Source organism: Fulvivirga aurantia (assembly GCF_009711475.1).
GTDB lineage: Bacteria > Bacteroidota > Bacteroidia > Cytophagales > Cyclobacteriaceae > Fulvivirga > Fulvivirga aurantia.
In genome coordinates, this window is sequence record NZ_SMMD01000762.1 from 1 (window position 1) to 7,479 (window position 7,479).

A 7,479-nucleotide genomic window follows, 5' to 3' on the forward strand; every position below is an offset into this window, starting at 1 on the left:
GAGCCGGTAGGTTTGTACCCACACGCAAGAAGAGTAGGCAATCTCCTTTTTCTATCGGGTGTAGGCCCAAGAAAAAAAGGGACTAAAGAGATACCCGGGGTAGAACAAGACGAAGCGGGTAACATTGTAAGCTATGATATAGAGAAGCAATGCCACTCAGTATTTGAGAACGTAAGGCTTGTTTTGGAAGCCTCAGGCTCTAGTTGGGATCAGTTGGTAGATGTCACCGTTTTTCTTACCAATATGAAAGATGACTTTAAAAAATACAATGCGATATACGCTGAGTATTTTAAAGATAACCAACCATGCCGAACTACCGTTGAGATAAGCTCATTGCCAACGCCAATAGCCATTGAGCTTAAGTGCGTGGCAACAATCGATTAATCATTTTAATTAAAAAGTAAGTTTAGTGGAGGAGAAGATAAAATTATCGTCTGATTTGGAGTTTTCGCGTATAGCGTTAGGCATGTGGAGAATTCATAATAGCTCTAGGGAGGAGTTAGACAAGGTAATTAAAACTGCCCTAGATGTGGGCATCACAAGTTTTGATCATGCCGATATTTATGGAGGCTATATCTGTGAAGAAACATTTGGAAACTGGTTTAAAGATCAATCGATAGACCGTAGTCAAATTCAGTTGATCAGTAAGTGTGGCATCAAACTGCTCACAGATAACAAGCCTGAGCACCGTGTAAAGCATTATGATACCAGCGAGGCTCATATTATTAAAAGTGCAGAAGAGTCGCTTGGAAAGCTCGAAACCGAGTACTTAGACTTATTGCTCATCCATAGACCGGACCCCATAATGAACCCGGAAGAAATGGCCTCAGCTTTTGAAAAACTTAAAGCCAGTGGAAAAGTAAAGCACTTTGGCGTATCTAATTTCACACATGATCAGTTAGATCTTTTGCAGCAGGCATGTGATATGCCTTTGGTTACAAACCAGATTGAGATATCATTATTTCATAATGAGCCTCTGTTTGATGGCACGCTTGATAACTTATTGAAGCGAAATATAAAACCAATGGCCTGGTCGCCTTTGGGTGGTGCAGAAAATATTAAAAAGCTTTTGGCGAAACCAGAAGTGACGAATATGGCTGACAAATACGAAATAGATGCGGGTGGATTATTGCTTTCATGGTTATTAGAGCATCCGGCAGGTATTGTACCTGTCTTTGGGTCGATGAATCCTGAGCGTATTAAGCAAGCTCCAAAGGCATTGGCTCTGGAATGGGATAGGCAGGATTGGTTTATTTTACTGGAGGCCGCCAGAGGTAAGAGAGTGGCATAAAGAGTAAGCTCTAAGAACAAAAAAAAGCCTTCTAAATAGTCATTTAGAAGGCTTTCTTATGAGTTTTTTTATTTAAACAGCAAAACTTTCGCCACACCCACAGGTGCGCGAAGCATTAGGATTTATAAATTGAAAACCTTTGCCGTTTAACCCATCAGAAAAGTCAAGTTTTGTGCCTAGTAAGTAAAGCAGGCTTTTTTTATCAACAAGTATTTTTACACCATTGTCTTCGAAGATTTCGTCAGAGTCTTCAACATTGGCGTCAAAAGAAAGGTCATACATTAGACCAGAGCATCCACCACCTTGCACAGACACTCTTATATTTTCGTTTTCTGACTTACCTTCCTCTTTTCTGAGTTCAAAAATTCTATTTTTCGCTTTTTCAGTTACGCTTATCATAGATATGTTTTTATTAAGCTACCGGATTTAATACAACACTAAAAACCGTGATTGTGTTCATGTCACGGCCATAATACAGCTTGTCTAGTGCATCGTAAGCATTGCTGGCTCTAAAGTATGAAGTATGAAGTTCTTTATCACCTTTGGCTATCCACTGAATGGTGTACGAGCTTTCTTTCTCTCTATCATTTTGTACATAATCCATCATCTTGTTAAGCGCATCGACTTTGTCAAAGCCCTTAACCGAATGATAAAGAAATGATTGGTTATGCCTTGGGTTGATAGTTATAAGGTCTAATTTAATTTTACCCTCTGCATTGGCATATTCAAATATGAGCGCATTGCTCCTCAAACCCAGATAGCTTTTTATTTCTTTCTGAATTCGGGCTGCTTCTACATGTACGTCATTCGCTGTGTCCATCATTGTATAAATCCTTGATCATCGACAAATTTACATTGAAACTTCTTCGAAATTTAAAAAGTTTCGTTAATACTACAAAGTTAGTCAATTGCCCGACATCCTCTTAGGCCAATGCATAAATCCTCAAAATTACCGTATTTTGGAGATTTAAAATCTAAGTCAAAAAATCGTTTATAATTATGCTAAAAGTAGAACATATCGGCATTGCAGTAAAAGACCTAAACAAAGCCAACGAATTATTCGGACAGTTGTTTAACAATGCGCATTATAAAATAGAGAGTGTAGAATCTGAAGGAGTAGACACGTCTTTCTTTAAGGTAGGAGATACAAAAATCGAACTGTTAGAGGCCTCAAATGAAGATTCGGCCATCGCCAAGTTTATCGAAAAACGTGGAGAAGGTATACACCACATCGCTTATGAAGTGGAGGACATACACGCAGAAATGAAAAGACTTTCTGAAGCTGGCTTTACTCTCATAAACAAAGAGCCAAAAAAAGGTGCAGACAACAAATTGGTTTGTTTTCTACACCCAAAAAGTACAAATGGCGTGCTTATCGAGCTTTGCCAGGAAATTACCGGTTCTTAAAGCTTTTAAATGTTTTAGGTGACTGACCCTTGTCGTATTGTACTGAGTTGTAGTATTTAAGCTTCTTCTTACCTAATCGCGTTCTGTATTGTGGCTTAGGTCCGCAGGCAGATAATAAAATTACGGCTGTGATGATGAATGATAAAATTTTTGCTGTCGTCTTCATGGCTTTTTCCTCTTTTGTTGATTTTGTACCGATAGATGTAGCCTGAGAGACATAAGTAAGCGCGATTATTTGCTGTAATAGATAATACCCTACCTTTGCACGACAAGTGGCAGTATTGAGCGATAAGTTGTCGTAAAAATTTTAATAGAAATGGAAGAAAAAAGGACAGAAATAAACGATTTAGGCGAATTTGGTCTCATAGATAAGATTACTAAAGGCTTTGCTCTAACCAATAAAGAGAGTGTATTAGGAGTGGGTGATGATGCCGCCATTGTAAAGAACGATGATGGTGAGCAATTGGTGGTTACTTCTGATATGTTATTAGAAGGTGTACACTTTGACCTGTCCTATATTCCTTTGGTACATCTGGGTTTCAAAGCTGTAGCAGTCAATGTATCCGACATTGCAGCTATGAATGCAATTCCTAAACAGATTACTGTAAATATTGGCCTAAGTAATAGATTTTCTGTGGAGGCGGTTGACATGCTCTACCAGGGAATAAAAGCCGCATGTGATCATTACAAAGTTGACCTGATTGGTGGTGATACAACCTCTTCTTCTAGCGGGTTGGTGTTATCAATAACTGCAATTGGTGTGCAAAAGGAGGCTTCTATTGTAAAGAGATCCGGAGCTGCGGAGAATGATATTATTTGTGTAACAGGTGACCTCGGGGCAGCTTACATCGGCCTTACAGTACTTGAGCGAGAAAAGCAGGTGTATCTTACTAACCCAAACATGCAGCCGCAATTAGATAAATACGATTATGTGGTGCAGCGCCAACTAAAGCCAGATGCTCGTATGGATATAATCCACGAGTTGGCGGAGTTGAATATAAAGCCATCTTCGATGATTGACATATCAGATGGCCTTGCTTCTGAGCTTTTGCACTTAAGTGATAATAGTAAGGTTGCTATGGCTATTTATGAAGATAAGTTGCCTATTGATAAGCAAACCTATGACACTGCCTATGAGTTTCAGCTAGACCCAACTACCTGTGCACTCAATGGTGGAGAGGATTATGAGTTGCTATTTACTATCTCTCAGGAAGATTTTGAAAAGCTTAAGAATCACAGAGATATACACTTTATTGGTTATGTAAGAAACTTAAAAGAAGGCAATGTGATGCAGACCAAAGGTGGTAATACAGTGCCACTACAAGCCCAGGGATGGGACCACATGAAAAAAGAAAAGTAAGTCTGAAATTGATCAGGCAGCAGGGAGCTTCACGATAAATGAAGCTCCTTTTTTATTATTTACAACAGAAATAGAGCCCTTGTTTAAGTCAACAAACTTTTTGCATAATACAAGGCCAAGTCCCGTGCCTTTTTCGTTTGAGGTTCCTCGTTTGCTGAGGTTTGGTTTCTGATCAAACAGCAAATGTAAGTTGCTTTCTTCTACACCTACTCCTTCATCTTTTACCGTAATGGTCACAAATTCACCCTGCTTTTCTGCGCTCACCTCTATTTGCTTTTCTTCTGGTGTAAATTTTATGGCGTTGGAAACAAGATTTCTTAAGATAATATAGGTCATGTTATCATCGGCACGAACTCTTAAACCATCGGCATTCTTAAAATTTAAGGAAATATTCTTTTTCTGAGCGGTAAGACCATACAAGCCTTTTACCCTATCAAAGAGCTCATTTATTTTTATATCTACCGGCAGAAAACTCACTGTACCCATTTGTGATAGTGACCAGTATAAGGTGTTGTCTATCAGGTCAAGAGACTTGCCAACTGAGTCTTTTATAGCAGAGGCGTGGGTTTTAATTTCTTCTTCAGTCATGTATTCATAATGGCTGATAAGTAGACCTAAGAAGCCCTCTAAGGTTGTGAGTGGCGCACGCAGGTCATGAGAAAGTATCGAAAAAATAAAGTCTTTCTTTTCGTTGAGGTCACTGAGCTCTTGTTTCGATTGTTTAAGTTCTTTAGTTCTTTCTTCAATTTCTTGCTCCAACAGATATTGTTGAGCTCTTATCTTTTCCATTCTACTGGTAACAACTACATAGCTCAATAAAAACAAGCCGATAGCAGCCGCAAGATAAAACCACCACTTCATCCAAAATGGCGCATTAATATTTATGTTTATCATGGCATACTGCACCTCCTCCAGACCATCAGGACTCACCGATTTTACCTTAAAAACGTAGTTTCCATGCTTTAAACCAGTATATGTAGCTGAATTTTTACTACCGGCAAATACCCAGTTTTCGTCAAAATTGGTGAGTTGATAATAAAATTTGTTTTGCTCTGGTGTACCATACAATGTTGAGCAGAAATTGAATCTAAGGAAGTTGCGCTTGTAAGAAAGGTCAAGATCGGTAGCGCCTAAAAGTGAAATCTTCGGGTGTTGGTTGTTTTCATTAAATTCATTGAGAACTTCAGCACTTAGTATGGCAGATTTAGGTAGGTGAGGGTTTATGTGAATTTCGGCAGGATGAAAGATGTTTAAACCATTGATGCCCCCAACGGCAATTCTACCATCCTGAAGTTTACAATAGGCCAAACGATTAAATTCTGCACTTTGTAAACCATCACTAACGTCAAAATTTTCAAAACTTTCTTTTTGGAGATCAAATTTAGAGATTCCATTATTTGTGCTTAGCCAGAGACTCCCGTTCTTATCTTCTATCGTTGTGTAGATTGCGTTATTGGGTAGCCCATGAGCTGTTGTATAATCCTTATGTTTTCCGTTTTTGATATTTAGTTTTTTAAGACCACCATTAAAAGTCCCGACCCATAAGTGGTCTCCAATTCTATTCATAGACATAACCATGTGCCCTCGATTTTCTGCAAGTGGGAAATACTGCGCAGAATTATTGCCAATATCTAAAAGCGCTACCGTGCCGTAAGAGCCCACCCACACATTCTTTTCTTTATCCACATATATTGTACGGGCATAATCATCTACATTTTGCCGATCATAAGGCGCAGAATCATTTACTGTGACCTTATCCAGCTTACCATTTTCAAAATTGTAAAGGTATACCTGCCCGGCTGATAGGATAAAAAAGCGATCATCGTCAAGTGGTACAAGTGACCTTGCTCTATTGCCTAACGCTTCAGCAGTAATGCGATTGAAAACTGAAACCCCACTAAGGTCTTTCTCAGCCCTTAGTAACCCTGCGCTTGAAGCGACCAGCATTTGCTTGTCGTTTAGCTCCAGAAAATCATAAGGTATGATGTTTTCAACTTGGGGTAACTTTAGTTTTAAACTACGAAAACCATTTCCTTCCTTATCAAGCACATTAATCGCTCCATCTTCAGTAGCTACCCATAAGTGCTGGTCGCTATCTTCATAAATACCTCTTATTAAATTTCCGCTTATAGAAGAGGCCTCCATGGGGTTGTGTTGATATATCTCAAACTTGGTTTTGAAGGGGTCATACTTGCTTATGCCCGCAGAGGTGCCCACCCATATAATCTCATTTTGATCTTGCACTATAGACAGTGCCCGGTTAGAAGTTAGCGAATGTGAACTGTATAGCTCTTTAGTTGATTTCATAAACTTACCTTCATGGTAAATCGCTGCACCTTCGCTATGAGTCAATACCCAGATATTTAGTTGCTTGTCTGAGAATATAGCGTTGACTTGGGAATTGCAATCATAAATCTTGGAAACACCTGCAGGGCCAATTTCAAACAAACCATTTCTTGCTGTACCAAGCCAGATGTTAGAGCCGTTGAAACCAATACTTGATATTCTTAAACCCTCTGCCAGCTTATTTATCTGAGTAATATTCCCTCTGGATAACTCATAAACCTCATTTAGTACTGAGAAAAGTAAAGAATTATTTGGAGATGCTTTAATTGCACCTATTGGCCTATCTACAATTCTTTTAATCGAGTCTGCTTCAACTTTATATAAGCCTTTAGCCCCTGCAGAAGCATAGATCTCTCCTGTTTCCAGTTTTGTGAGTCTAAAAAAAGCAGGTGAATTGTTATTTAACAGTGAAGTAAACTGCTTTGAGTGATGATCAAATTTTAACAAACCCTTGCTTCTCGTGGCTACGAGCATGGTGCTGTCATCGATAAAAAGCATGTCGTAAAACACTACATCCGACAAAGGCTTGTTTGCCTGATCGTTTACACTAAATGTTTCAAACTCATAGCCATCGTATCGAAGAATGCCATCATTTATGGCAAACCACATCAATCCATAGGGCCCTTGTTCTACATCATAAATTGGGTTTTGGACGATCTCCCCGGGAATGAAAATCTGATCAAAAAGAAGCTTGTTGTTGATTTGAGCATATGAAAAACCAACGAAACAGAATAAAATTAGAAAAGTGCAGATTTCCTTTTTCGTCAACAATTGCCAAGCTATTCTTCCGGATAGGGAATATAGACAAAATTTGTGAAATCATCATCCACCACAAACAGGCAACAAAACTCATCAGGATCCTTGTAAGCTCTTTTAAACTCATCAGTTTTATCTTTAGCTACAATTTCTAATTGCACAAATTCATCAAGGTAAGATGCATTGTAGTTCCAGTTGGTGGCTAGCTCATTCTTGCCTATAAGCAATTGGCCTATAGGAAGATCAAATTTTGAAATAGGAAATATAGGATAATCAGAAAATTCGCGCTTCCTGATCTGGTAAGAGGCCTCTTTCAATG

At 38.8% G+C, this 7,479-nt stretch carries 9 protein-coding genes; 4 read left to right on the plus strand and 5 right to left on the minus strand.

Features of this window, described 5'->3' with window-relative positions; genetic code table 11:
- Together E1176_RS09425 and E1176_RS09430 are read left to right on the plus strand one after the other, a co-directional pair.
- A partial coding sequence (locus E1176_RS09425) for a RidA family protein (protein ID WP_155210362.1) occupies positions 1-384 on the plus strand: 384 nt, incomplete at its 5' end.
- 25 nt (positions 385-409) lie between these two features.
- Positions 410-1,291, plus strand: coding sequence for an aldo/keto reductase (locus E1176_RS09430; RefSeq protein ID WP_222933124.1), 882 nt, complete (start codon positions 410-412; stop codon positions 1,289-1,291).
- 72 nt (positions 1,292-1,363) lie between these two features.
- On the opposite strand, the gene E1176_RS09435 is transcribed toward E1176_RS09430, so the two are convergent.
- Entirely contained in the window at positions 1,364-1,690 is a 327-nt protein-coding gene (locus E1176_RS09435) for a HesB/IscA family protein (RefSeq protein ID WP_155210363.1), read from the minus strand.
- 13 nt (positions 1,691-1,703) lie between these two features.
- Positions 1,704-2,114, minus strand: a complete 411-nt coding sequence (locus E1176_RS09440; RefSeq protein ID WP_246205988.1) for a hypothetical protein — start codon at positions 2,112-2,114, stop codon at positions 1,704-1,706.
- Positions 2,115-2,290: 176 nt separating this feature from the next.
- On the opposite strand from E1176_RS09440, the gene mce reads away from it, so the two are divergent.
- Positions 2,291-2,698 (plus strand): methylmalonyl-CoA epimerase, encoded by a 408-nt coding sequence (gene mce, locus E1176_RS09445; RefSeq protein WP_155210364.1) that lies wholly within the window; start codon positions 2,291-2,293, stop codon positions 2,696-2,698.
- Here the strand turns inward: mce and E1176_RS09450 are convergent.
- Positions 2,685-2,864, minus strand: a complete 180-nt coding sequence (locus E1176_RS09450; protein WP_155210365.1) for a hypothetical protein — start codon at positions 2,862-2,864, stop codon at positions 2,685-2,687. The genes mce and E1176_RS09450 overlap by 14 nt on opposite strands.
- A 150-nt stretch (positions 2,865-3,014) precedes the next feature.
- On the opposite strand from E1176_RS09450, the gene thiL reads away from it, so the two are divergent.
- A complete protein-coding gene (gene thiL / locus E1176_RS09455; protein WP_155210366.1) occupies positions 3,015-4,058 on the plus strand; it encodes a thiamine-phosphate kinase in 1,044 nt (347 codons plus the stop codon).
- Between the two features lie 12 nt (positions 4,059-4,070).
- Here thiL and E1176_RS09460 read toward each other — a convergent pair whose 3' ends face one another.
- Both E1176_RS09460 and E1176_RS20635 read right to left on the minus strand, forming a co-directional pair.
- A complete protein-coding gene (locus E1176_RS09460; protein ID WP_155210367.1) occupies positions 4,071-7,172 on the minus strand; it encodes a ligand-binding sensor domain-containing protein in 3,102 nt (1,033 codons plus the stop codon).
- 11 nt (positions 7,173-7,183) lie between these two features.
- The coding region (locus tag E1176_RS20635; protein ID WP_185152723.1) for a hypothetical protein at positions 7,184-7,479 on the minus strand (296 nt) is incomplete at its 5' end.